Annotated in this window: 23 protein-coding genes; 17 read left to right on the top strand and 6 right to left on the bottom strand. The window is 39.1% G+C overall.

The features are described 5' to 3' along the window. Positions 1-16 precede the first annotated feature (16 nt). Both KZC02_RS19585 and KZC02_RS19580 read right to left on the bottom strand, forming a co-directional pair. Positions 17-1,279, bottom strand: coding sequence for a HAMP domain-containing sensor histidine kinase (locus KZC02_RS19585; RefSeq protein ID WP_221390242.1), 1,263 nt, complete (start codon positions 1,277-1,279; stop codon positions 17-19). Beyond that, positions 1,276-1,953, bottom strand: coding sequence for a response regulator transcription factor (locus KZC02_RS19580; protein ID WP_221390241.1), 678 nt, complete (start codon positions 1,951-1,953; stop codon positions 1,276-1,278). Before KZC02_RS19580 ends, KZC02_RS19585 begins: the two co-directional genes overlap by 4 nt. Before the next feature lie 141 nt (positions 1,954-2,094). Here KZC02_RS19580 and KZC02_RS19575 point away from each other — a divergent pair, with 141 nt between their 5' ends. From KZC02_RS19575 to KZC02_RS19560, 4 genes are all read left to right on the top strand, one after another. Continuing rightward, positions 2,095-2,364, top strand: a complete 270-nt coding sequence (locus KZC02_RS19575; RefSeq protein ID WP_221390240.1) for a filamentous hemagglutinin — start codon at positions 2,095-2,097, stop codon at positions 2,362-2,364. 578 nt (positions 2,365-2,942) lie between these two features. Continuing rightward, positions 2,943-4,286 (top strand): MFS transporter, encoded by a 1,344-nt coding sequence (locus KZC02_RS19570; RefSeq protein ID WP_221390239.1) that lies wholly within the window; start codon positions 2,943-2,945, stop codon positions 4,284-4,286. Between the two features lie 107 nt (positions 4,287-4,393). Next, positions 4,394-6,337: an alpha-amylase family protein gene (locus tag KZC02_RS19565; RefSeq protein ID WP_221390238.1), complete on the top strand. Its 1,944-nt coding sequence runs from the start codon at positions 4,394-4,396 to the stop codon at positions 6,335-6,337. Positions 6,338-6,510: 173 nt separating this feature from the next. Further along, a complete protein-coding gene (locus KZC02_RS19560; protein ID WP_221390237.1) occupies positions 6,511-10,689 on the top strand; it encodes a carbohydrate-binding protein in 4,179 nt (1,392 codons plus the stop codon). Positions 10,690-10,784: 95 nt separating this feature from the next. Here the strand turns inward: KZC02_RS19560 and KZC02_RS19555 are convergent, their stop codons facing one another. Then, positions 10,785-11,366 (bottom strand): hypothetical protein, encoded by a 582-nt coding sequence (locus tag KZC02_RS19555; protein WP_221390236.1) that lies wholly within the window; start codon positions 11,364-11,366, stop codon positions 10,785-10,787. 218 nt (positions 11,367-11,584) lie between these two features. Between KZC02_RS19555 and KZC02_RS19550 the strand changes: the two genes are divergently transcribed. The 3 genes from KZC02_RS19550 (at position 11,585) to KZC02_RS19540 (ending at position 13,826) form a co-directional block, all read left to right on the top strand. Beyond that, positions 11,585-12,061 (top strand): hypothetical protein, encoded by a 477-nt coding sequence (locus tag KZC02_RS19550; protein ID WP_221390235.1) that lies wholly within the window; start codon positions 11,585-11,587, stop codon positions 12,059-12,061. Continuing rightward, on the top strand, positions 12,058-12,555 hold the full coding sequence (locus tag KZC02_RS19545; protein ID WP_221390234.1) for a DUF1579 domain-containing protein: 498 nt from the start codon (positions 12,058-12,060) through the stop codon (positions 12,553-12,555). The genes KZC02_RS19550 and KZC02_RS19545 overlap by 4 nt, the downstream gene beginning before the upstream one ends. A gap of 107 nt (positions 12,556-12,662) precedes the next feature. Then, positions 12,663-13,826 (top strand): M23 family metallopeptidase, encoded by a 1,164-nt coding sequence (locus tag KZC02_RS19540; RefSeq protein WP_221390233.1) that lies wholly within the window; start codon positions 12,663-12,665, stop codon positions 13,824-13,826. 47 nt (positions 13,827-13,873) lie between these two features. Here the strand turns inward: KZC02_RS19540 and KZC02_RS19535 are convergent, their stop codons facing one another. After that, positions 13,874-14,779 (bottom strand): hypothetical protein, encoded by a 906-nt coding sequence (locus KZC02_RS19535; RefSeq protein ID WP_221390232.1) that lies wholly within the window; start codon positions 14,777-14,779, stop codon positions 13,874-13,876. A gap of 121 nt (positions 14,780-14,900) precedes the next feature. Further along, the gene (locus tag KZC02_RS19530; protein ID WP_221390231.1) at positions 14,901-15,308 is read right to left on the bottom strand and encodes a hypothetical protein; all 408 of its coding nucleotides are present in this window, start codon (positions 15,306-15,308) and stop codon (positions 14,901-14,903) included. 203 nt (positions 15,309-15,511) lie between these two features. On the opposite strand from KZC02_RS19530, the gene KZC02_RS31985 reads away from it, so the two are divergent. From KZC02_RS31985 to KZC02_RS19505, 6 genes are all read left to right on the top strand, one after another. Continuing rightward, the gene (locus KZC02_RS31985) at positions 15,512-15,835 is read left to right on the top strand and encodes an MICOS complex subunit MIC60 (protein ID WP_229253682.1); all 324 of its coding nucleotides are present in this window, start codon (positions 15,512-15,514) and stop codon (positions 15,833-15,835) included. 11 nt (positions 15,836-15,846) lie between these two features. Then, positions 15,847-17,439 carry an ATP-binding protein gene (locus KZC02_RS19525; RefSeq protein ID WP_229253681.1) on the top strand — a complete coding sequence of 531 codons (1,593 nt, stop codon included), beginning with the start codon at positions 15,847-15,849 and terminating at the stop codon, positions 17,437-17,439. A gap of 53 nt (positions 17,440-17,492) precedes the next feature. Next, complete coding sequence (locus KZC02_RS19520; protein WP_221390230.1) at positions 17,493-18,110, top strand: response regulator transcription factor; 618 nt, start codon at positions 17,493-17,495, stop codon at positions 18,108-18,110. A gap of 309 nt (positions 18,111-18,419) precedes the next feature. Then, positions 18,420-19,058 (top strand): flavin reductase family protein, encoded by a 639-nt coding sequence (locus KZC02_RS19515; protein ID WP_221390229.1) that lies wholly within the window; start codon positions 18,420-18,422, stop codon positions 19,056-19,058. 155 nt (positions 19,059-19,213) lie between these two features. Beyond that, complete coding sequence (locus KZC02_RS19510; protein WP_221390228.1) at positions 19,214-19,639, top strand: SRPBCC family protein; 426 nt, start codon at positions 19,214-19,216, stop codon at positions 19,637-19,639. A gap of 139 nt (positions 19,640-19,778) precedes the next feature. Then, a complete protein-coding gene (locus tag KZC02_RS19505) occupies positions 19,779-20,564 on the top strand; it encodes an alpha/beta fold hydrolase (RefSeq protein ID WP_221390227.1) in 786 nt (261 codons plus the stop codon). Positions 20,565-20,791: 227 nt separating this feature from the next. On the opposite strand, the gene KZC02_RS19500 is transcribed toward KZC02_RS19505, so the two are convergent. Next, a complete protein-coding gene (locus tag KZC02_RS19500) occupies positions 20,792-21,133 on the bottom strand; it encodes a hypothetical protein (protein WP_221390226.1) in 342 nt (113 codons plus the stop codon). Between the two features lie 213 nt (positions 21,134-21,346). On the opposite strand from KZC02_RS19500, the gene KZC02_RS19495 reads away from it, so the two are divergent. From KZC02_RS19495 to KZC02_RS19480, 4 genes are all read left to right on the top strand, one after another. Then, complete coding sequence (locus KZC02_RS19495) at positions 21,347-21,673, top strand: helix-turn-helix transcriptional regulator (RefSeq protein ID WP_221390225.1); 327 nt, start codon at positions 21,347-21,349, stop codon at positions 21,671-21,673. Continuing rightward, complete coding sequence (locus tag KZC02_RS19490) at positions 21,663-22,160, top strand: SRPBCC domain-containing protein (protein WP_221390224.1); 498 nt, start codon at positions 21,663-21,665, stop codon at positions 22,158-22,160. The genes KZC02_RS19495 and KZC02_RS19490 overlap by 11 nt, the downstream gene beginning before the upstream one ends. A gap of 232 nt (positions 22,161-22,392) precedes the next feature. Further along, positions 22,393-22,845 carry a GNAT family N-acetyltransferase gene (locus KZC02_RS19485; RefSeq protein ID WP_221390223.1) on the top strand — a complete coding sequence of 151 codons (453 nt, stop codon included), beginning with the start codon at positions 22,393-22,395 and terminating at the stop codon, positions 22,843-22,845. A gap of 109 nt (positions 22,846-22,954) precedes the next feature. Beyond that, positions 22,955-23,191, top strand: coding sequence for a GxxExxY protein (locus tag KZC02_RS19480; protein ID WP_221390222.1), 237 nt, complete (start codon positions 22,955-22,957; stop codon positions 23,189-23,191). Positions 23,192-23,361: the final 170 nt, after the last annotated feature.

Genomic DNA, 23,361 nt, shown 5'->3' with positions numbered 1-23,361 from the left:
ACTACCAGAAAAAGCATCAAAGCAAAACCTTCACCCGATGCTTCCCATCAAAAGAATATTCAACCTGTAAACCATACAAATCCACAATCGCTTTCACAATCGCAAGGCCTAAACCGGTATTATTCTTGTCATCGGAATCTTTATGAAAACGCTTGAATATACTGTCTTTATTCAAAGCTATGGCACTTCCGGAATTTGAAATTTCAAAGTATGAACCTGTAATTTCAATATCTAATGTTCCGGACGTATGGTTATGGACAATGGCATTTTTCATCAGATTTGAAATCAGAATGGATGCCAGATCCTTTTGCATAACTGCATGTAACTGTCCGCTCTCATGAATTGAAATAGTGATGTTTTTGAACTCTGCAAAATCTGAAAATTCTTCGTTTATATCCTGGAAGATCTTATTGATCGACACAGTTTCTGTTTCTTCAAACTGCCGGTTTTCAATTTTTGAGAGCAGCAACAGCGATTTATTGAGCCTGGTCAGTCTTTCCAGTGTCTGAATTACCTGTCCGATTGTTTCAAGGTTTCCTTCTGTCATTTCATTCTTTTCAGCCAGTAACTCCAATCTGTTAATGCTGATAGCAATGGGCGTTTGCAGCTCGTGTGAAGCGTTTTCAATAAATTGTTTCTGACTATTGTATGTTTCCAGTGTGTGATTTACCAATGAAGTAACGGAATCATTCAGCACTTTAAATTCCTTAACATTCGTTTTTACGGTACTGATCGAGTGATCTTTCCCGAGCCGGAATTTTTTCAGCTGTTCCAGCAAATCATAAAATGGTTTCCATACTTTTTTGAGCAGGAAGTTATTAACGATCAGGATACTTATAAGCAAGGCAATATACAGCCAGATGAGTGAGTAAAACAGATCTTCAATCAAATCATCCTCTTCAACCATGGAAGAAATGACTTTCAGTTCATAGTATTTGTTCTGATGGGCAAAGGCTGTTGTTAGCAAACGGACGGGTTCAAGGTCTTCCTCAAACTGCATGTACATCAAAGTATCTTTGTGGGTGTCCTTTATTTCCAGGGCTTTACTTTTTGAGATTTCGCGTATTTCGTAATTTCCTTCCGCAAATTCAGTTCTGGAAAAGGTCGTAGAATCTTTTTGCGCTTTTTCGATGATCAGCAATTTGTAATTATCCAGCCCATCGTCCAGACTGTCATAAACCTCGTCCAGCATATTGACATAAAATATTACTGCCCAAACACTGATAATCCCGAACAATGCAAACGCCAGATATTTTAAGGTGTAATTGAGTAAATTCATACCTGAACCAGTTTATAACCAATCCCATAAACGGCCTGAATTTCCACATCTGCCTTATTATCTTTCAATTTCTTGCGTAAGTTTTTAATTTGTGAATAAATAAATTCATAGTCATCTGCCTGATCCATATGATCACCCCAAACATGCTCAGCCAGGGACGTTTTATTGACCAGCCTGTTTTTATTCACGATCATATAAGTCAGTATATCAAACTCTTTCCTGTTCAGCAGCAAAGCCTGGTCGTCAATCAGAAGCGATCTTTCTTCCGGATCCAGTTTCAAATTTCCAATTACGATCAGGTTCTTTCCCTGAAAAAATTTTCTTCTCAGCACCGATTTTACCCGAGCCGTGAGTTCTGCAATATGGAAAGGCTTGGTCATATAATCATCCGCGCCCAGATTAAGGCCTTTTAACTTGTCGTCCAGCGAATCTTTGGCAGAAATAATAATGACATTATCCGACTTATCAAGATTTTTTAATTCCTGTAACAAGTCAAGCCCATTGCCTCCGGGCAGCATAATATCGAGCAATATACAGTCGTAATCAAAAGAAATGATTTTGTCCAGCGCCGAATTATAATTACCTGCAGTTTCTACAAGAAAATTTTCCATTTCCAGTGACTGTTGAATTATTTCCAACAGATCGGGCTCATCTTCAACGATTAATATCTTCATAGGGCAGTAAAGTTGCTAAACAAAACCGGAAAGAATCTGGAAAAAACCCGTAAGAAGATGCAGAAACTAAAAAATAATTATCCGGCATAATTATTTTATTGAACAACCTGTAACTTTTAAAATAAATAACGTCTCAAAGTCATGGATATATATCAAATAGCAACAGCATTCTGGGATCAGACTTATAGTAGTAATGTAGATCCCACTGGTCCGGATGAAAATCCCATTTATGATCCTCGTCCAGAGGTTCCTTACCCGGATATTCCTGAGGAAACACCACCATTTGAAAGAGAACCCGAAACTCCTCCGGTAGAACCAACTCCTGAACTTCCGCCTGTTGAACCGGTTGTTCCTGAAACAGAGCCATTGACAGATCCGGGAATTGATCCGGAGATACCGGCTTTTAACTAAATTCTATGGTTGTAGCTCTACTATAAATTACTTATTCGAAAGTAAATCAGGCGTTTATCAATGTTTTCTTCTGCAAGAAGAATATTACCTCTGCATTTCCAAAGTGGTTATTTTACCATATAAATAGCGAATTCTTCCTGTAACTTCTCAAAAAATATTCCAGGCTCCCTGGGTTTGTATATACTAATATGTCTCAAAGATTATTTTGATATACATGGAATGTTTAAAAATCCAGTCCTGCCATATCTCCTCCTGTTCATTTAATTCCCTCTGATAAGTATTTCATATTGCCTTATAAAAGTGAGAACGCTTTACAGGTTTCACTTTCTGATTATTTGTGCAATTCAGCTCAATATCAAAAACGGAATTGGGACACATTTGTAAACTTCAGTCATTTCTTCATTTCATCTGTTTCAATGACCCGCTTACGCAATATTCGGGTATACTTTTGGAATAGTAGTCCTTCTATGAGAAATTCCCGGAACAATAATTAAATTGCTTCCTGCTGAATGATATTTATAGAAATATTATTCTTTTTTCTTTATAAAAGAATATACTTTTGAACAAAAACAAATGAAATGAACTTTATAAAACCGCATTTATCTTTCGGCCAGATTATCAATATGAATTTTGGCTTTTTTGGCTTACAATATAGCTTTGGCTTACAGCAAGCCAATATGAGCCCCATTTATTCTTATTTAGGCGCAGATGAAAGCAGTTTGCCTTTACTCTGGCTGGCCGGACCGATGACAGGTTTAATCGTACAGCCAATTATTGGGGCGTTAAGCGACAAAACAATAACAAAATGGGGTCGAAGAACTCCATATTTTTTAGTCGGCGCAATTTTGTGCAGCTTGTCTTTATTAGTTATGCCGTTCAGCAGTTCAGTATGGATGGCAGCCAGCGTATTATGGATCCTGGACGCTTCCAATAATATTACACAGGAACCTTACCGTGCATTTGTAAGCGATAAACTGGATAAAAGTCAGCATTCACTCGGGTTTCTGACACAAAGTGCATTTACCGGTTTGGGACAAACACTGTCTTATCTGACACCATTTTTGCTTATAAACTTCTTTGCCATATCTGAATCAGGAAAAATTGGACGGATACCGACTTCTACACTGATGGCTTTTCTTATCGGTGCAGTTGTTTCTATCAGTTCTATTTTATGGACTTTAAAAACAACAAAAGAAATTCCGCTGTCTGAGGAAGAAAAGGCAAAAATAAGATCTTCGCCCGCAGGAGTAGCTTCTACTTTTTCAGAAATTTTTGAAGCCATGCGGGAAATGCCCCTAACGATGAAACTCATGGCTCCCATGATGTTATTCAGCTGGTATGGAATGTTTATTTATTGGCAATACATTGCTAAATGTGTATCATCAACTTTGTATAACACAGTGGATTCCGAAAGTCCGCTGTTCAGAAAGGCAGAAATATGGATTGGGCCAATGGGCGCTTTTTACAATGCGGTTGCTTTCATTTCAGCGTTTGGACTGGCATGGCTTGCCAGGAAATACGGCCCAAAATACTTGCATGGAATTTGCCTTTTTCTCGCTGGAATCGGGTTGTTAGCTATTCCTTTTATTCATAATAAATATTTGCTCTTTGTTCCTATGATTGGAATGGGTTTATCGTGGGCAAGTATGATGGGAAATCCTTATATCATGCTGGCAGGCAGCATTCCGGCCGAACGAACAGGCGTTTATATGGGAATTTTTAATATGTTCATTGTCATTCCAATGTTGCTGGAGACTTTTACTTTGCCATTATATTACAAATCGCTGCTTAATAGCGATCCAGTTAATGCAATCAGGCTTGCGGGCGTATTATTGGTTTTAGCAGCCGTTTCCGTAGTATTTATCAAAATCAGGAAGGGAGCCGTAGTTGGCGAAACCGAGTTCAGAGGATCAGCGCATTGAGTGTTGAATTGAGGGCGCCTTGCCGCGCAGTGAAGAATTAATAATTATCAATAGAAAATCTGCAAGTCAGTTTTATTGATTTCAGTTTTGGATTAAACTTTATAGTGATGAATAATAACCAGATCGTTAATGCACTTTTTGATGCCGTGCAAAATAATAATCTCGACATAGCTGGTACTGATAAAAAATTCTATACAAAACTTGTACTGCATGCCGCAGAAATCAGGGATTTATACACAAAACTTTATGCACAACACCCTGCGTACAGCGAAAATTTTTCGAAGCTTATTGAAGTATTGATCGCAGCGAACCAGAATCGTGCTACCGACTTAAAGAACCGTGATAATAAGAAAGCCGAAAACTGGTATCTGAGTAACGAGCTGGCAGGAATGAGCCTGTACGTGGATCGGTTTTGCGGGCATCTCACCAAACTGCCGGGCAAACTGGATTATGTTCTCAATCTGGGTGTAAACCTTTTGCACCTCATGCCCGTTTTTGAAAGTCCGGAAAACGAAAGCGACGGAGGTTATGCAGTATCTGACTTCAGGAAAGTGGATAAAAAGTTTGGCACGCTGAAAGACCTGCATAAACTAAGGCAAACCATGCAGGAAAAGGACATGTATCTCATGCTTGATATTGTGCTGAACCATACTTCACATAAACACGAATGGGCCCAGAAAGCCAGAGCAGGAGAAAAAGAGTACCAGGATTATTTTTACTTTTTTGATAACCGTACCATTCCTGATCAGTTTGAGAAGAATATGCCTGAGGTTTTTCCGGAAAGTGCACCGGGAAATTTCACCTGGATTGAAGAATGCCAGAAATGGGTCATGACTGTTTTTCACAAATACCAATGGGACCTGAATTACAGCAATCCGAAGGTTTTTGTCGAAATGCTGGATAATGTATTGTTCTATGCAAATCTGGGTATTGATATTTTGAGGATTGACGCACCGGCTTTTCTATGGAAAGAGATTGGCACCAATTGTCAGAATCTGCCGCAGGCACATACGATTTTACAACTTTTAAAGCAATGTGTCCAGGTTACAGCACCGGGTATGGCATTATTGGGCGAAGCTATTGTTGCTCCTTCGGCCATTATGAAATATTTCGGACAGGAGCGTTATAAAGCTATGGAGTGCGATTTTGCATACAACGCTACACAAATGGCTTTACAGTGGGATGCACTGGCAACCGGCCAGGTTTCGGTTATGCTGTCTGCCCAGCCAATATTAGCTGAAAAACCTTTTGGAACTTCCTGGATTACGTACACACGCTGTCATGATGATATTGGATTAGGCTATGATGATTATATGATCCAGGAAGCTGGCTACAATAGTTATGAACACCGGAAATACCTGAAAGAATATTTTTCAGGATCACATGCAGGTTCTCCTTCCAGAGGCGCGTTGTTCTCGGTAAATCCCAAAACCCAGGATGCCCGGATCAGCGGGACACTGGCTTCATTATGCGGACTGGAAAAAGCGATTGAAAATAATAGTGCTGTCCAGATTGTTTCTTCTATTCAGAAAATATTATTGATGCAGGCCAATAGTTTTTTTCTGGGCGGGCTTCCTATGCTTTTTTATGGTGATGAAGCTGCATATCTCAATGACTATTCATTCTTACAGAACCCTGCCAAAAGTTATGATAACCGCTGGATGCACCGGCCTGTTATTGACTGGGAAAAGAATAAACTGACCGAAGTACCGGGGACCATAGAAAGTCAGGTATTTTCGGGAACACAAAAACTTTTGGCTATACGTAGAAAATTGTCCGTTGTAGCCGACACAAAAAATACCAAATGGCTGCCAAGACATAATATTCATGTGGCAGGTTTTTTAAGAAATGGAGGAGGAAAAAGCCTGTATTGTATCTTCAATTACAGTCAGGATAGCTCCTATTTAACATGGTATGCCTTTAAGCAAAATGGTACTATTCCGGTAAAACTTTTTGACCACTGGCGTGAAGAAGAGTATCTGATCAGTTCTGATGAAGATTATCTGATCCTGGATCCGTATGCTTTTTATTTGTTGGAAGTTGTAGAATAATGCCTTGCATATCATTTAAAAGCATTTATTAAACAATAAAAAGTAGTAATAATTCATAATATACGTTAGACTAAAAGCTATTTTTTCTAAGTTATATAGCTATATTACTACAAATAAGATTTATTAATTTAAATATATTCGTATCTTTCCTTAAATATTAAGGCTTTAAGGAAATGAGAAAACTTATATTAATCTGTTTATTATTAAAATCGTTTTTAATTCAGGCTCAATCATATAGCTCTGTACCGGGAAAAATCGAAGCCGAAAACTTCTACGCGATGAACAGCGTGGGGGTAGAACCAACAGCAGATACAGATGGCGGATCAAATGTAGGCTGGATCGTGGATGGCAGCTGGATGGATTATCACATAAATGTTACAACCCAAGGTTATTATACTTTTAAGTTCCGGATTGCTAATGCTTATAGTTCGGATGCTAAACTTTCTTTAAAAGCGGATAATGGAACAGTTTTAGGACAAATCAGGGTTCCTGAAACTGGTGGGATGCAAGGCTGGCAGACAGTTAAAATCATTGCATTGCTACCGGCAGGAAATCAGACTTTACGAATTTATGCTGATAAAGGCGGCTTTAACTTCAACTGGTTTGAAGCAGCAGGATCCAGGGCTTTGCTTGGAAAAATGGAAGCGGAAGATTTCGATTCTATGTATGGAGTTCAAACTGAAACAACCAGTGACACAGACGGTAACCTTAACGTAGGTTATATTGACGATGGTGACTGGATGGACTACAATGTAAAAGTAGCATCTGCCGGCACATATACACTCAATTTCAGAATAGCAAATGCTTATGGAAATGGGATTATTGAAATAAAAAATGCAGGAGGTGACGTTCTGGGCCAAATGAATGTTCCGCAGACCGGCGGCTGGCAAAGCTGGGCAACTTCCAGTACTACACTAAATCTTCCGGCAGGAAGCCAGGTAATAAGGCTTTTTGCAAAATACGGTTCTTTTAACTTTAACTGGTTTGAGCTGGAACCCGAACAACTACCATCTGAACCTTTATTGCTGCCAGGTAAAATTGAAGCCGAGCTTTATGATAAAATGTCTGACGTGGCCAAGGAATCAACTTCGGATACTGATGGGGGAGAGAATGTAGGATGGATCCAGGACAACAGCTGGATGGATTACAAGGTCAATGTTACTTCCGCCGGAATATATACCTTCAATTTCAGGGTTGCCAATGCATACAGCCAGGACGCGGCATTATCAGTAAAAAAGGTTGATGGAACAATTTTGGGAAGAATGAATATTCCTCAGACCGGAGGTTCACAAGCCTGGAAAACTATAAATATGACAGCGGCTTTGTCTGTAGGAATTCAGACTTTACGTGTTTATGCAGAAAATGGCGGCTGGAATTTTAACTGGTTTAATGTAGCTGCTTCAAGGCCGTTATCTGGTAGAATAGAAGCAGAATCTTTTGATATATCAAGCAGTGTAAGTACTGAAAACGCAAATGATACAGATGGCGGTACAGCTGTAAATTACATCGACAATGGCGATTGGATGGATTATAATGTGAATGTTGCTTCTGCAGGAGTTTACACTTTTAATTTCAGGCTTGCAAATGGGTATGATAATGGTAAAATTGAAATTCAAAATGCCGGGGGAACTGCACTCGGACAAGTTAATGTACCTCAAACACATGGCTGGCAAAACTGGGCAACTGCACGCACAACGGTAATGTTACAGGCTGGAAGCCAGATTATCCGTATTTATGCTATTCAGGGAGGTTTTAATTTCAACTGGTTAGAAGCTGTGCCCGGAATTACGCAAAGTCAGTCAGTACTAAGTTTTGCTGCGCTTCCTGCTAAAAACACCGGCGATAGCCCTTTCGATCTGGCTGCAACCAGTAACAATCCCGAAACTCCAATCATTTTCACTTCAGCAAATCCGGGCATTGTTTCTGTTTCCAACAATACAGGAACCTGGAAAGCAACAGTTGTTGCAGCCGGACAAACAACTATCACTGCTTCACAGGTAGGTAATAGTAATTTTCTGGCAGCTGAAAACATTGTACATACACAAATTATAAATGAAAGTGTTGTTACTCCGCCTGCCGTTTCCATCGGAACAAAAATTCCTATGGACCCGAAACGCTGGTATCAGCTGACCAACGCAGCAAACGGGCTCGACGGTTTTTTTGATGGCGAAACGCAAGTTGAAGTTCATACCGGCTGGGGTAAGATCATTAATAATTATGAAGCATATTACCCGCTTCTGGAAGGTGAAGTGATCACGCTGGAAGGTATTAAGTTTTTCGACTTTATTGGTTCTGCCATAGAACAGCCTATGGTATTATCCATCATCACGGATCAGTGGGAACGCATTCCTGTCGCTACTTTCACTGGTGACATTTATAATGGCTGGGTTGGCCCTTATCCCGACAGACATTTATCGGGGGATAGCAAGTTCAAACTGGATGCACCTATTTCCAATGCGCGCTATCTGGTTCTGACTATTCCGAATGTATTGCCGACTGAAATCGAATTTTATGGCACTTACACTGCTCCTACTCCGTCAGTTGCTCCGGCCAGAACCAAAAATATCAAATTAAGGGATTTGTTGGGTGTAAATGGTTACGAATGGAATTTTCAGGATGGTGTCCACGCTGAATCACTGGTAGAATCCAAAGTAACGGCTGCAAAAAGTTTTACCGGCTTACGCCATTATATGGACTGGGAAAAACTGGAATCAACTGAAGGTATATTTTCCTATAACCCTACATTGAGCGGTAGCTGGAATTACGATTTGATATATGAAAGATGCAAACAGGAAAATATAGAGGTACTCGCCTGTTTGAAAACTTTGCCAAACTGGATGCTGAATACGTACCCTGAAAGCGAACGGGATGCAGAAAATGTGCCTGTCCGCTATGGAAAAGATTTTACTGACCCGCTTTCTTATCTGGAACAGGCAAAGGTTGCGTTCCAGTATGCCGCACGTTATGGCAGTAACACCAATGTCAATCCGGCATTGTTAAGTGTTTCTACCACGCCAAGATGGTATGGTGATTATCCGAATACGGTAAGGATCGGGCTTGATCTGATCAAATATATAGAGTGCGATAACGAAAGGGATAAAACCTGGAAAGGACGTAAAGGTTATCAGACTGCGCGTGAATATGCGGCTAATTTATCTGCTTTTTATGATGGCCACAAAAACACGATGGGAGCCGCAGCGGGTGTCAAAAATGCTGATCCTGATATGAAAGTTGTTATTGCAGGATTGGTGACCGGATCGGATTATGTAAAAGGAATGGTAGACTGGTGCAGGGAATTCCGTGGGTACAACCCTGACGGCTCGGTTAATTTATGCTGGGATATTGTAAATTTCCACCTTTATACAGACAATGCATCATCCAGCCAAAACGGGACTTCTACCCGTGGTGCAGCTCCTGAGGTAACCAATTCAGCTGAAATACTTCAGAATTTCGTAAAAGTTTCGCGCGAATTATGTAATGACCTGCCTGTCTGGATTACAGAAGCAGGTTTTGATATTGCACAAAACAGTCCCTTGAAAGCCATTGCGATCGGTAATAAATCTGCAATGCAAACGCAGGCCGACTGGATATTGAGAACTTCCCTTTCTTCTGCCCGCAACGGTATTGAAAAAGTATTCTACTATCAAATGTATGATGACAATCCATTAGCAGGAATGTTTGGCTCTTCGGGGCTTTTAAATGACAATGAAACACGCAGGCCATCTGCCGATTACCTTTTCCAGACGAATAAACTTTTTGGAGAATATGTGTACAAAGAAACGCTGAATCACGACCCGGTTGTGGATCGTTACGAACTGGATGGAAAATCTTTGTATATACTGACTGTACCCGATGAAGTTGGAAGGACAGCTGATTATACATTAAATCTGGGTGGAACAGGATCAGCCAAAATTTATACACCTACACCAGGAAGTGATAACATGGCAGTTCAGGACTTGCCGGTAAATGGCGGTAACGTAAAGTTAACTGTGGGCGAAACACCCATTTTTGTTATTACTGCAACTATACCGTCAAATGCCCGTGTAGCATCGTCTGAAATCATCCCGGCTTTATTATTAGAAAGCAAAGCAGTTGAAAAAGAGCTGGTTGTTTATCCCAATCCTGCTTCCGGACACGTAACGATTGATATGGCGAATGATGTCAGTTACAATCTGGAAGTAAAGATTTTTGACGCTGGTTCAGGAAGACTTTATACCAATGAAATTGTAAACAAAAACGGAAGCAAGGTTTCACATAAAATGAATATATCACACTTGCCAACCGGCACCTATGTAATGGATGTAAAACAGGGTAATAAACATACTTTTCAGAAAATCGTTAAAATAAACTGATATTGATCCTGCAAAAAGCCCCGCCCATTTCAATTAAGCCAGCGAACCGGTTTTATTTGAAATGAGTGGGGCAAATATTTTTAATCTACTGCCAACTACAAGCCAAGCATATTCATGTATGCTATTCCTTTGGGTGACAACGTATAGCCAGGTTCGTGGCTAATAATTAGTTCGAGTGCCCTTAGTTTACGCGCATTTAATTTCAGCCATTCCTTTTCCTTTTTGGCTTTAACCGCCAGATCAGCTGCTTTCAGTTTAGGATTTTCCCGGATGGCCTGTAACATTTTAACTGTCCATTTACCGATTTTACTAAACTTATCCAGATTATCCAGTGCTAATTTGATCGTCTCAAATTCCTCTTCATCCATTTCAGCTTCTTCCTCAGATTCAGTTTCAGGATTTTCTGCGTGGAATGAAATATCAATTTTATAAATCAGCCCGTCTTTTTGCTGTTCTAATAGCTGAACCAGTGATGCAGCATTTTTGAATCCGGCTTCCTGTGCCTCATTATCTGTAATTTCTTCCAGAGAAATAACTTTTACAGCTCCAATCTTTAATATGCCGATGCTTGTATCAACAAAACTCCCGGCATATACTGAAAGCTTTTTCCACTTTCTGAAAGCCAATGAAATTTTACCGGATTTTATTCCTTCCAGATCTTTTTGTTTAAATAACATTTTAACCGATTTCTATAATTTGTACAAAGATACGACTTCCCCGGCATTAGTAATTCACTGATCATTTGTATGAACCATGCATTTGGAATAAATAGACAGATCTTTACCCCGGCCATGCAGTTTGTTGATATGGTTTTGTTATTACGTATTTATTATATTTGAATCTGCATTAACATATACAATAGTCATGATGCTTATGAACTAAAACATAAAACCCAATGGATGCCGTATTCAAAAAACTCAATTTGAAACAACAAAAAACGATCGTTGTTTTGAATGCACCCGAATCATTTCAGGCCAATCTGGATAGTATCCGTGAAGAAACAGAAATTCTTACATCCCTGAATAATGTATCTCATCTCGATTTCATCATGGTGTTTGTAACACAACAAAACGAAATAGATTACCTGATACCGACAATCGGAGATTTGCTGAAAGGTGATGCCACACTCTGGATGTGTTATCCCAAAGGAACCTCAAAAAAATATAAAGCTGATTTTAACCGGGATACTGGCTGGCAGGTTATGGGCTCTTATGATCTTGAACCTGTAAGAATGGTTGCCATTGATGAAGACTGGAGTGCGCTCAGGTTCAAAAAAGTTGATTTTATAAAAACAATGAAACGTAACTCTCTGCACGCTTTGTCGGAAAAAGGGAAGACGAAAGCCGGTCGAATTGATGGTACGAAATTATGAGTATGAACAAATTTGAAATATCGCTGGAATCCGGTGTTCATAAACAGCTTGCAAGATTGATCGGAAAATGGGAAGGAATTACAAAAACCTGGTTTGAGCCCAATGTAATCGCCGACGAATCCCCAATGCAGGGAATAATGCGCCCGGTACTTGGCGGAAGATTTATTATTCATGAATACAACGGCAGCCTCAATGGGAATCCTTTTGAAGGAATTGCCATTTATGGCTATGATATTGCAAATGACACCTTTCAGATTTCATGGCTCGATAGTTTCCATATGGGAACAGCTATGATGTTATCCTCCGGAAAATCTACGGAAAATGGTTATTCAGTATTGGGAAGTTATGGAAATCCGGAAATGCCTGAACCGTGGGGATGGCGTACAGTAACTGAATTTTCAGATGAAAATACTCTGACCATTACAGCCTATAATATTTCACCGGAGGGACAGGAAGATAAAGCGGCAGAGACAGTTTACAGACGGGTGTCTTAGCTGCGGTACCGATGGGCGATGCCCAACGTTGAGATATGACGCCCTTTCAGGGCTACTTCAATGGCATGACTTTGTTAATTACCATAATGAATTAACAAAGTCAAGCAATGAAAGCACTAATCCGGCTCGTAACAATTACTCTTTTAGCATCTTATATATTTTCCTGTAAACCTACGCCTGTTTCCCACTGGTTTCCGACAACTCCGCTGGAACATTATGAAAAGGAATTATATCAGGCCAAACTGGAAAAAACCCAGGCCGGTCAAACCTGGTTCAGAGTAAGCAAAGAAGTACTGAACGATTCACTTTTTTCAAATGCTCCTTATCAGGAAAGATTTTTCCTGGACGATTCCCTTCCGGCGCAGGCTATCCGTTTAAAAATTCCTGAGGGAAGAAAACTGGTTATTATGTCGCAGCGTTCAGAGCAGGATTCAACTTCACAATTTTTTCTGGAACTATACAAGATAAAATCCAATGGAAAACCGCAGCGAATTGATTACCTGAAAAACGGAGAACAGACCTTTACTTATTCCAATCAGACTGGCGATACCTTATTATTGCGTTTACAAACCGGATTTCACGAAAAACTGATTGTTTCTTTGTTACTTACCACATTACCAACACTTGGATTTCCGGTTGCCGGTCACGGTATGTCAGATGTAATCAGTGTTTGGGGACAGGAGCGTGACCGTGGTGCCCGATCACATGAAGGAATTGATATCCGAGCGAAACGTGGTACACCCGTTGTAGCTTCTGAAGACGGATTTATTACACAGGTTGGCACCAACAATTTAGGCGGAAAAATTGTGTTTTTATCTCCCAATGAAAGTAATTATTCACTTTATTATGCACATCTGGACAGCCAGTTTGTATCGACAGGCGAACGGGTAATAAAAGGTGATACATTAGGATTGGTAGGAAATACCGGCAATGCAATTACTACTTCACCACATTTACATTTCGGAATTTATACACAAGGATCTGGCGCGGTAAATCCGCTGCCGTTTATCAACGACCGGAAAGAGAAAATCCCCAGCCTGCCGGAAACTTCCCGCTTGCTCGGAGATTCTGCACGGATTCGTAAAAAAGCAAACTTGTTTAGTTCTCCTCAATTTCTGGCAAGCGGGCAAATCAGTGCTTTAACGCAAAATACCGTTGTTCGTATCATTGGAGAAATGAGCAAAGGTTATCGGGTTCTTTTGCCTGATGGCAGAAAAGGCTATATCCCGACCGTTCCGCTGGAAAATATTTCAGATAAAAGAAGACTTTAAAGATCAGACTTTCCAAGACTTAGAGTCTTGGAAAGTCTGATGAACAATTACTTTATTTCCGCCAGCCATTGCTGTGCAAAAGCTCTGGCTGTAATTGTTGGTGTTTTGCCCATGCGGTAACAAAATTTCCAGATATCGTTTTTACTTTCATAAGTTGCATTAACGAATACTTTGTGGTTGTCCGCATTTTTGGTTTGGGCCGCAAAATCAACATCCTTGCTTTTTTCCAAAAATTCTGCCAGTTTCCCTGAAAGCACTTTCTCAGGATTTTTCCATTTGTCCAGTTCCAGAGCGTTGTCTTTATTTTCTTTGGCCAGCCTATCCTGTTGCTGACTGATTTCTTCCTGTGCCAGGTGTTCTGCGTATTGTATTTTGAATGCTGTAAAATCAGACTTGATCAAAGGCTTCATCTTTCTGAAAAATTCGGCATTTTTCTTTCCATTATCAATCTGTTTTTTAAATTCTGCCCTTTGCTCAACCGGCAGGGATGAGAGCATACTTTCCATTCCTGCAAATGTTTCACCCGACTGGATTTGTATATCAATAATCGGCTCTATGTCACTGGCCTTTAATCGTTCCGTGTCTTTAACCCGGTATTCCCTGATTTCCGCCTGCCTTTTTTCACTAAGCGTAGTGGCTGTTTGTGAAAAACTGTTTGATAACCATTCATTGTATCGTTTTTTGAAATCATCAGAAGCATAATAAGATTTAACCAATCCGCCGATTTTCTGTACAGCAGCTGCCTGATTTTCAGGTGAAATCAGTTTACATGCATCTTTTACTGTGCTACCCATATATGGAATGTAAAATTGATCGCTTTGAATACTGTTCCATAGCGTTTCATGTACATTTTTGGTTGTGATACCAAACTCCGAGAAGTCGTCGGCAAATTGAAAATTAAGGAAACAAAAACAAGCTGAATAAGAGATTAAAGAAATTATAATATTTTTCATGGCTGTATGTTAGTTGTAAATTTTAAGGAATGTTGAAAGGCTTTCCGGTTAAAAGACTTTGCAAGTTTCTAATACGGGGACGCCTGGTCGGGGACGCCTAGTCTTGGAAAGCCTAAAATCCTTATCGCTTGTTTCCCTGCATTTCGAATTGTGTACCTTCAAAATCTACATATATCGAAAGCACATTTTCCTTACTTACGTTACCAATCTTGGTTGTCCCTTCGTATAAATCTACTCCGGTACTGCCAGCGTTTTTCAGATTGATATTTCCCAGATCTTCGTCAGGTTCCACTTCTCCGTCAATCGCTGCTTTCATGGTGCCAGTTACAATCTCAGAAGAGAATTTTTCAAAGCCTACCGTGATGTCTGCATGGTCAAGAGGATAATTTACGCCGTCTATTTTCAGCATGTTGATCTTGTAAGTTCCTGTAACTTTTCCGCTTAATTCAGGTTCAGGAGCCGGCTTGTTTTTTTCATCACAAGAGAAAAATAATGTAGCAAATAACAGAACGAAAATAACTTTTTTCATGGCTAATAATGTTTTTAAATTGATAATAATGAGATAAATAACTTGTCTTTTGACATTACAAAGGTAATAGCCCAATAAGCCATAGGTCAATCGTGTGAAAACACGATTTTCAAAAAATCATACTTTTACACGATATGATTAAACGGTTTTATTTATAAAATTTACAATAGTAATTTACCGCCCGGGAACTGCTCAACGGATCAATGAAAACAGGTTTTAAAATCGCTTTTATAGTCCTCCTTATTTTGCCAGCCTTCGCACAGAATAAGGAAGAATATACTTTATTGAAAAATATCAGTCGAAGTAAAGAAGATACAAACCGGGTGCTGGCTTACATTGAATACGGCCGGTTTCTGGAAAACGGGAACCTTGACAGTGCCGCAAAATATTACCTGAAAGCAAGTGCATTGAGTAATAAACTCAATTACGATAATGGAAAATTTAAGTTCATATCCAATTACACCTATATTCTCAATCTGCAGGGAAATTTGAACCGGCATTACAACTCAACAAGGAAAGCCTGGTGATAGCAAAAAGAATGAGAAATCAGTCAAATGTTGGTAAAAGCCTGGCCTATATTGCAGCGAGCTATACATATATGGGAAAATTCACTGAAGGAATTAAATACTATCAGCAGTCTGCGGATATATTTGAAAAAGAAGGAATCACAAAATATATTCCCAGTATCTATGTCAATATCGGAACAGCATTTGAACATGCCAACCTGTTTAATAAATCGTTGGTATACAAACAAAAAGCATTAAAACTGGCGCGAACAATGAACGACAGTTTACAATTGGCCGACATTCTGACGAATCTGGCGGGCTGCCTCGGCAATCTGAAAAAACATCAGGAAAGCATGGCTTTGTATAGGGAAGGATTGCAGGTAGCACAACTCGTCAAGTCAGATGTATTTATCATTCAGGCTTTTGGCGGATTATGCCGTGCAAACCGTGGGTTAAAGCAATTGGAAAAAGCACAGAATTTTGGGAAAATGGGCTTAAAGCTGGCCAGAAAAACCAGTAATGTATTTTTGGAAATGGAATGCCTCAGAGCTTTAATGTTTGTAGCTGAAGATCTTGGCCAGCCTGAAACATCAGCAAAATACACAGCAGAAGCGCTCAAAATTGCAGAAGAAAATCAGATGACCGATCATTTAATAGAACTATACGAAGATTATGCACATGACAAAGCACGGGAAAAGAATTACAAATCTGCTTACGAGTATTTAAATAAATACATCATTCTAAATGATTCTATTCAGGGAAAAGATGTTCAAAAACAGCTTCAGGAATTGGATACAAAATATTTGACGGCGCAAAAAGAAAAACAGATCATCACGCTTGAAAAAGAAAACCAAACCCGTAATACACTTATTTATAGCTTAATAGCCGGGCTTTTAGTACTCATGCTGATTGCCATGCTTGTCTACCGGAATATCACAATACGGAAACGGATCGCAGAAAATGAAGTTTTACAACTACAACAGGAAAAACAGCTTTTAGCCACTCAATCTATATTAAAAGGCCAGGAAGAAGAACGCAAGCGCGTTGCCCGTGACCTGCACGACGGACTTGGGGGATTATTGTCAGGTATTAAATTAACACTTAATTCTGTGAAGGGAAATGTAATTCTGCCCGAGGCGAGCGCAATGACGTTTACGCGGGCAATCAATCAACTGGACAGTGCGATTAGTGAAATGCGTCGTGTGGCACATAGTATGATGCCGGAAGCACTTGTCAGATTCGGCCTTGTTGACGCCCTGACTGATTTTTGTTCGGGTATCAGCGAATCTGGCCAGCTGAAAGTATATATGCATGCATTTGGTTTTGACAAGCGGCTGGATTCATCAGTCGAAATTGTACTTTACCGTATCGTACAGGAACTGCTAAATAATGTACTGAAGTATGCAGAAGCCACAGAAGCACAGGTTCAGCTAACGCTTGTCGGCAATAATGTGAGTCTGACAGTGGAAGATAATGGAAAAGGTTTTGACACAACCCAGCTCGACCGTAACAAAGGCGCAGGTCTGAGAAATGTGCAGGCCAGGATTGATTATCTGAATGGGAAACTGGATATCCGGTCCAAGCCGGACGAAGGAACATCCATATTGGTAGAAGTGACAGTATAAGTACCAGACAATCTGTCTTATAGACATAAAACAGAAATTAAATTCTCACATTAATGGCTGTAAAAATTCTTATTGTGGACGATCATCCAATGGTTGTGGAAGGGCTCAAATCATTGCTGGCCGATGTGGACGGAATTGCCGTTGTGGGTACTGCATCTAATGCTTATGATACCATAGCTTTTCTGAAAAACAACGATACAGATGTTGCTTTTCTGGATATCAATTTGCCGGATATCAGCGGAATTGACCTTTGTAAAAAAATAAAAGAACAATTTCCGGAAGTTAAATCTTTGGCTCTTAGCACATTCAGCGAACGTGCTTATGTTTCGCGGATGATCCAGAACGGGGCATGCGGTTACCTGATCAAAAGTTCGTCCAAGGAAGAAATCCTGGAAGCCATTCGCCAGGTACAAGCCGGCGGATATTATATGAATGTCAATTTTGACCAGAATACGACCTCTTCCACACCCAAAAATATCCCATTTCTTACCCGTCGTGAAAAAGAAGTACTTACTCTGATTGCAGAAGGATTGACCAATCCGCAAATTGCCGACCAGCTCTTTGTAAGTGTAACTATAGTAAATACCCACAGATCCAATCTGCTGATGAAATTTGAAGTAAGTAACACTGCTTCGCTGATAAAAGCTGCGGCAGGTTTGGGTTTGGTTTGATTTTTCATTGTGATGTGATATAACAAATCCTGAAAAATAAGCTACAATCAGCAATTGATTAAAACGTTCAGCATTTTATTAATATGCTGTGGGCATTACCTGTTTGTAGAAACAGAATATGGTAATGATCTTTCACACTTGCCGCAGATACGCTACTATCGGTTGTTGCGTATTTACGATACGCCCGTTTCCAAATATGATGGCACTATTATTTACTGAATCTTATACAGACATTAAGGCAACTCTTACTACAATTCTATTTTTATAGAAACCCAAATTAGAAACCGATTTATAATTCAAATAACTCAAATGAAACATTTCACCAATCAGGATATACAGGAACTAAGTAAATATTACAGAGCAAATCTTATCAATTCTATTACCGGTTATAAACCTGCAAATCTGATTGGAACTGTGTCTGAAACAGGCGAAACCAATTTGGCCGTTTTCAGTTCGGTGGTGCATTTGGGTGCTAATCCGCCATTGGTCGGTATGATCATTCGACCGGCAACGGTACCACGGCATAGCTACGAAAATATTCTTGCAACCGGATATTATACCATCAATCATGTTCATGAATCCTTTGTAGAAAAAGCTCATTTTACCTCAGCCAATTTTGAAAGAACGGACTCAGAATTCGATACTTGCAAATTGCAAGCAGAATATATTAATGGCTTTGAAGCACCATTTGTACAGGAAAGTAACGTAAAACTTGGAATGAAATTTTTGCAGGAAATTCCTATTGAATTGAACGGAACCATCCTGATCATCGGACAAATTGAACATCTTATTTTACCCGAAGAAATTATTGGAGAAGATGGAAATGTAGATTTGGAATCAGTTGAAACCATTTGTGTGAGCGGGCTCGAATCATATAGCAAAGTAGGCAAACTGGCGAAATTTGAATATGCGCGGGTAAAAAATGTCCCTGATTTTGAAAATAGTTAGACAGAATAAACCGCTTTTCGAAAAAAACTCAAAATTGTTAGTCCGTAATGTCCCTTTTTGACTTTTCAGTTTGTCTTCCATTCAATATTGGTTTTTCCATTAAAAAAAGGAAAATTTATATTTATAATTGGGGATAAATTAAAAATCTGAAAGCAATGCAAACACATGAAAAAACAGTCATCACGGTTAAAACAACTGTGAATGCACCAGTAGAAAAAGTATGGGAAAGCTGGACAAGCCCGGAGCATATTACAAAATGGTGCAATGCCTCAGACGATTGGCATACTACAAAAGCCGAAAACGATTTGCGTAAAGGTGGAAAATTTCTGTCACGTATGGAAGCAAAAGACGGTAGTATGGGATTTGACTTCGGAGGTATTTATGATGAAGTGATTGAAAATAAATTAATTACCTACACGCTTGATGATAACAGGAAAGTACAGATAGCCTTTGCAGGTGAAGGAAACCAAACGTCAGTTACCGAAAGTTTTGAAGCGGAAAACGCAAATCCAATCGAAATGCAAAAAGGTGGGTGGCAGGGAATCATAGATAATTTTAAAGCTTATACCGAACGTGTTTAAAATTTTCAATAAAATTTTAAACACAAAACATTATATATCAAACCAGCTTATTCCAAGTGAAGGAATCTTCACTTGGAAATTAAAATATTCACGATAAAGTATCAGTTTTTAGTTCTCTGTTGGAAAAAATAAAAACAATATGATAAAGCCGGGATTTGAGAGTGGTTATGCATCGGTCAATGGATTACAATTGTATTATGAAATTCATGGAAGCGGACAAATTCCCTTAGTTCTGCTACATGGCGGCGGCTCTACCATAGACACTACTTTTGGACAAATACTTCCATTGCTGGCAAATCACCGAAAAATTATTGCCGTAGAATTACAGGCGCACGGGCATTCCGGCGATCGTAAAAATGCACTTACCTTTGAACAGGATGCCGACGATGTAGCGGCATTACTTGCACATCTAAAAATTAAAAAAGCTGATTTCCTGGGTTTTAGTAATGGTGGCAGTACTGTTTTGCAGATGGGAATCAGGCATGACGGAATAGTTCATAAGCTGATCGCAGTTTCTGCTATTTATAAAAGAAACGGGATGATCCCCGGGTTTTTTGAAAGTATGCAAAACGCATCTCTCGAAAATATGCCTCAACCTCTGCAGGATGCTTATCTCAAAGTAGCACGCGACCCAAAACAATTACAGGTAATGCACGACAAAGACCGTGACCGCATGATTAACTTCAATGACTGGCCCGAAAGCGACCTTCAATCCATTCAAGCTCCTACCCTGATTATAAATGCTTCACAAGATGTGGTTTTACCCGAACACGCTCTTGAAATATCCTGCAAAATACCAAATGCAGAACTAATGATTTTGCCCGGAGTGCATGGCGCTTTTCTTGGGGAGATTTGTACCGCGATAAAAGGAAGTAAGGTTCCGGAACTGCTGATTGAGGTTTTGGATGAGTGGCTTGGGAAGTAAGATTATTTATACCGTATAGCGCTAAACGTTTTTATTTCATTTTAGCGGAAAGAGAGCAGCAGAAGCGAAATAAACCAACCGTTTCATTTTCAGTGGGAAAGAATGAAGCTTCGTAATTAAATCTATAACGCTTTTACAGGAAAATAAAAATTATCCTTTATAAAATAAACCCAGATTCCCTACTGGTTAAATGGAACCGGAGTCTATCATTCCAGCAATTAATCACATCATGAAATTACCTCCTGATTATATTTCTGTATCAGGAAAGCGCGTATTTCGTTTTCAAATTTAATCCAGGAAGAACGGAAAATTAAACTGACAATACCCCCGGTTGAAACTAAGTCGGCCACGTAAAGTAGCCAGGTTGGTACTGATGCCGGCATTCCCTGCAGGGTAATTTCATTATTCTTTTTTGAAATTTGTACACCAACGAAGATGGATTTACTGACAATAATACTATCACAGTCCAGTCCGAACATTCCATAAGAATACTGATCAGAAAATTCCTCTTTTAAAGTCTCTGCTAATTCTTGTGTGGACGGAATCGTTTTTAATTTGAAAATCCTCATGGTATTTTTCAGTTTGATAATATTTACGAAAATCCTAAAAACATTGATAGCTAGCGTTTTGCAATTTCATTAGCGTAAACGAATATACCATTTATCCTAAATAATATTAAAAGGTTCTAAAAAACAATTTCAAAAAATCCTGAAAAAATATTTGCGCAACTAAAAAGTTGCATATATTTGCAACTAACTAGTTGCATAAAATAAGTTTACCTAATGAAAGGAGATATTTTTCAAGCCATTGCCGACCCGACGAGAAGAGCAATTTTAGTATTGATTGCCGCTCAGTCGATGACGCCTAATGCCTTGGCTGAACATTTTGACACAACCAGACAAGCAGTCTCCAAGCACATTAAAGTGCTAGCTGATTGTCAGTTACTCACCCAGGATAAGGCCGGACGGGAGATCTATTATCATTTTAATGCTGCAAAAATGAAAGAAGTGGATCATTGGCTCGAACAATTTAAGAAACATTGGGAAGATCGTTTTACTCAACTGGATCAAGTATTAATCAACCTAAATTCTAATAAAGATGAAAAGTAGCCTGTTAATGAATTTTTCCGTAGACAAGGAAAACAAAAAGATCAAAGTAGAAAGAGAATTTGCTGCACCAATTGCAAATGTATGGTCTGCCTGGACAGAAAGCCAGATTCTGGACAAATGGTGGGCGCCAAAACCATGGAAGGCCAGAACCAAATCAATGGATTTCCGGGAAGGTGGTTATTGGCTTTATGCAATGGTCGGGCCGGAAGGAGAAGAACATTGGGCAAGAGCTGATTACCAATCCATTACACCGTTAAAAAGTTACTCTGCACTGGATGCTTTTTGTGATGAAAATGGAAATATCAACACCACCCAGCCCAGATCGACCTGGACTAATAAATTCTCCGAAGTATCAAATTCAACAATAGTATCTATTGAGTTACAATTCGACAAGCTTTCAGATCTGGAAACAACGATGGAAATGGGCTTTAAAGAAGGATTTACTGCCGGAATGGAAAATCTGGATGAATTGCTTCAGCAAGGATAATGATATATTGAATTCAATGATTATCGCTGGTACTCAGTCTTCGATGTGAATACTGCGTACCAGCGATAATTTCATTCAGAATTTCCTTAAAATAAATACTTTCTTATTTCCTGCCCATTTTATAAATTACTATCCTGATTTATTGATTACGAATGTAACGCATACTTTTTATTATTGACAATTTGCTGGTAGGTAACAATTTCATAATCAAGCGTAAAACGTATCTGATCAAATGAATGAAGACATACTAATACAAAGACTTCACTCAAAAAGCATTCAGCATTTTACCGAACTCATTTATGTTTTCGAGGATGTTTTTGAAATGAAGAATTTTGTCATACCAAATCAGAGATATCTCGTGCAATTACTTAACGAGAAGAACTTCCATGTTTTTATAGCCTTGCAAAAAAATAAAGTAATAGGGGGTTTAACCGCTTATACTTTGCCCGCTTATTATTCAGAATCTCCGTCGGTATATATTTATGATCTGGCTGTTAAAACCGAATTCCAGAGACAAGGAATTGGTAAAATGCTTATTACAAATGTCAATGATTATTGCAAATCAATCGGCGTTGAAGAGGTCTTTGTCCAGGCTGATCTGGAAGACGCTCATGCCATAGAATTTTATAGATCTACCGGCGGTTTATCCGAAAATGTAATTCATTTCACCTATCCGCTCAATTAGTAAATTCTTACTGCACTGCTATAGTATTACATAGTTAATTCGATTTTCAATCAACGTCAGAAGGTCAGGAAAACAACAGTTAAAAAAATCCTGTAAATCCTGTCTAAAAATGAAACACGAAGACCTGACTCGTCAAATTATATCAGCTGCTTATATCGTATATAATTCTCTCGGTAGTGGATTTTTAGAAAATGTGTGTGAAAATGCTCTTTTCATAGAGTTACGATTAAAAGGCTTATATGTTGAACAGCAGCCTAATCTACCTGTATTTTACATTGGCCTGTTAATTAATTTTGGCTCTTCGGTGGAAGTGAAACGGAAATATCGTTTGTATAAGTCTGACTGACAGGATGTTCTTTTTTAGATAGGATTACCGGATTTCAGGATTTTTTTAAAATAGTTATTTGATAGCTCCAAGAATAGTACTGATTTATTGAGTTCGAACGTAATATAGAGTCTATTCTAATCTTAAATAAAAATCCAGTAATCCTGCGGCAGGCGATCCTGTCAAAATAA

It is taken from the genome of Dyadobacter sp. NIV53 (assembly GCF_019711195.1).
GTDB lineage: Bacteria > Bacteroidota > Bacteroidia > Cytophagales > Spirosomataceae > Dyadobacter.
Note: the sequence above shows the minus strand (reverse complement) of the source record. Positions and strands in the feature narration are given on the sequence as shown.

Excerpts from the sequence above, each read along its gene's own strand:
- KZC02_RS19560 (WP_221390237.1), top strand. The coding sequence starts at position 6,511 with ATGAGAAAACTTATATTAATCTGTTTATTATTAAAATCGTTTTTAATT.
- KZC02_RS19570 (WP_221390239.1), top strand. The coding sequence starts at position 2,943 with ATGAACTTTATAAAACCGCATTTATCTTTCGGCCAGATTATCAATATG.
- KZC02_RS31985 (WP_229253682.1), top strand. The coding sequence starts at position 15,512 with ATGAAAACAGGTTTTAAAATCGCTTTTATAGTCCTCCTTATTTTGCCA.
- KZC02_RS19500 (WP_221390226.1), bottom strand. The coding sequence starts at position 21,133 with ATGAGGATTTTCAAATTAAAAACGATTCCGTCCACACAAGAATTAGCA.
- KZC02_RS19525 (WP_229253681.1), top strand. The coding sequence starts at position 15,847 with ATGAGAAATCAGTCAAATGTTGGTAAAAGCCTGGCCTATATTGCAGCG.
- KZC02_RS19575 (WP_221390240.1), top strand. The coding sequence starts at position 2,095 with ATGGATATATATCAAATAGCAACAGCATTCTGGGATCAGACTTATAGT.
- KZC02_RS19550 (WP_221390235.1), top strand. The coding sequence starts at position 11,585 with ATGGATGCCGTATTCAAAAAACTCAATTTGAAACAACAAAAAACGATC.
- KZC02_RS19510 (WP_221390228.1), top strand. The coding sequence starts at position 19,214 with ATGCAAACACATGAAAAAACAGTCATCACGGTTAAAACAACTGTGAAT.
- KZC02_RS19555 (WP_221390236.1), bottom strand. The coding sequence starts at position 11,366 with ATGTTATTTAAACAAAAAGATCTGGAAGGAATAAAATCCGGTAAAATT.
- KZC02_RS19495 (WP_221390225.1), top strand. The coding sequence starts at position 21,347 with ATGAAAGGAGATATTTTTCAAGCCATTGCCGACCCGACGAGAAGAGCA.
- KZC02_RS19565 (WP_221390238.1), top strand. The coding sequence starts at position 4,394 with ATGAATAATAACCAGATCGTTAATGCACTTTTTGATGCCGTGCAAAAT.
- KZC02_RS19580 (WP_221390241.1), bottom strand. The coding sequence starts at position 1,953 with ATGAAGATATTAATCGTTGAAGATGAGCCCGATCTGTTGGAAATAATT.
- KZC02_RS19535 (WP_221390232.1), bottom strand. The coding sequence starts at position 14,779 with ATGAAAAATATTATAATTTCTTTAATCTCTTATTCAGCTTGTTTTTGT.
- KZC02_RS19480 (WP_221390222.1), top strand. The coding sequence starts at position 22,955 with ATGAAACACGAAGACCTGACTCGTCAAATTATATCAGCTGCTTATATC.
- KZC02_RS19545 (WP_221390234.1), top strand. The coding sequence starts at position 12,058 with ATGAGTATGAACAAATTTGAAATATCGCTGGAATCCGGTGTTCATAAA.
- KZC02_RS19515 (WP_221390229.1), top strand. The coding sequence starts at position 18,420 with ATGAAACATTTCACCAATCAGGATATACAGGAACTAAGTAAATATTAC.
- KZC02_RS19485 (WP_221390223.1), top strand. The coding sequence starts at position 22,393 with ATGAATGAAGACATACTAATACAAAGACTTCACTCAAAAAGCATTCAG.
- KZC02_RS19490 (WP_221390224.1), top strand. The coding sequence starts at position 21,663 with ATGAAAAGTAGCCTGTTAATGAATTTTTCCGTAGACAAGGAAAACAAA.
- KZC02_RS19530 (WP_221390231.1), bottom strand. The coding sequence starts at position 15,308 with ATGAAAAAAGTTATTTTCGTTCTGTTATTTGCTACATTATTTTTCTCT.
- KZC02_RS19520 (WP_221390230.1), top strand. The coding sequence starts at position 17,493 with ATGGCTGTAAAAATTCTTATTGTGGACGATCATCCAATGGTTGTGGAA.
- KZC02_RS19505 (WP_221390227.1), top strand. The coding sequence starts at position 19,779 with ATGATAAAGCCGGGATTTGAGAGTGGTTATGCATCGGTCAATGGATTA.
- KZC02_RS19540 (WP_221390233.1), top strand. The coding sequence starts at position 12,663 with ATGAAAGCACTAATCCGGCTCGTAACAATTACTCTTTTAGCATCTTAT.
- KZC02_RS19585 (WP_221390242.1), bottom strand. The coding sequence starts at position 1,279 with ATGAATTTACTCAATTACACCTTAAAATATCTGGCGTTTGCATTGTTC.